The sequence below is a fragment of the Flexibacter flexilis DSM 6793 genome (genome assembly GCF_900112255.1).
Lineage (GTDB): Bacteria > Bacteroidota > Bacteroidia > Cytophagales > Flexibacteraceae > Flexibacter > Flexibacter flexilis.
Genome location: NZ_FOLE01000037.1, coordinates 1 through 1342 on the forward strand (window position 1 = coordinate 1; position 1342 = coordinate 1342).

At 38.7% G+C, this 1342-nt stretch carries 1 protein-coding gene; it reads right to left on the reverse strand.

From position 1 onward, the window contains the following. Positions 1 to 1342 (reverse strand): choice-of-anchor J domain-containing protein (locus BM090_RS18025; protein WP_177200019.1); only part of this gene is annotated, 1342 nt, incomplete at both ends.

Here is a 1342-nt window from a genome sequence, read left to right on the forward strand (position 1 = left end):
ATTTCCACTGATTCCACCCGTTTTCCATGGAGAATCACCCTGTACAGATGTACCTCCAATGGCTTCGGACCAACCTTCGCCAATAACATTATCAAATGCATAGTTCGCGAAGGTTACTACACTCAATGGTGAACCGTAACGCGTAAGTGTTATCGATGCTCCATTATTCATCCCATTTGCATCGCCATCTAAATTAGTCCAAGATGTAATATTATAAACTTGTGCCGAACTTACAGATGCAGGCGTCGAAAAGTCATAAGTTACTGAATCACCAGCAGAAAGTGTACCAGTAAATGTTTCTGTTACAACAAGGTTATTTACACTATATTTTACAGGAAAGTTAGACTGTGACGCAGTACCAAAATTACGAAGTTTTACACTAATCGTAGCTTGGTTGCCCAAGCCGCAATTAGAAGAAGGTGAAATAATACGCTTAACACCCAAATCGTTGGGAGCTAAAAGTATTAGCTTAACATCATCGAGATATACATTATAATCTTCCTCATCATTAGTAACACCTTCTGTGGCCACAACAGCTACTTGTATGTTTTGGCCTGCATATGCCGCCAAAGATGCGGCAAACTCCGTGAGTTCAAGGCTCGTTGGCGCATTTGTTGCCGTAATGTTGTAGATATTGGTCCAAGTAGCCCCGCAGTCTGTTGAAACTTTTACAGCCAAGGTATCATCTGAACCCATAGCCGAAAGCTCACCATTAGCACTAAATTTTCTTAAAGCAACTTTAAATGATAATCCATCATTGCTGCCCGCTTTAAATGAAGGGCTAACAAACCATTCATTTTTACCCGTTGAGTATAGGTTAACATAGGCTACTGTATTATTTTCAAATATAGCACTATTATTACCCCAAGCAGAGGTTGTACCCCCTGGATAAATATAACCATTCGCTTCACTCCAACCAGGAAATACTGTACTAATGTTCGTTCCATTAAAGCCTGTAAAATCTACTGGTACAAAACCTGTATGATACACTATGTCGGCAGAGTCATTATTGATAACTACATCGCCAGCCAGTGACGTCCAAGCCACTACGTTATAAGTACCTATATTAGTAAAATCTGCAGTTGTTGTAAATGTATAGTCAGTAACAGCTCCTGAAGCTAAATTTCCTGTAAATGTTTCTGTTACAACAACTCCATTATTTATACTATAATGAACTGGAATGGATGTTTGAGCAGAGGTCCCTATATTTTTAATTCCAACTTTAATAACTGTGCTATTGGTCAGCGTACCACAAGCTCCACTTGGTGCAAGAATAGATGTTATACCTACATTGTTAGGAACAAGAGCTTCTATTTGAATATCATCTACTAATATGTAATAA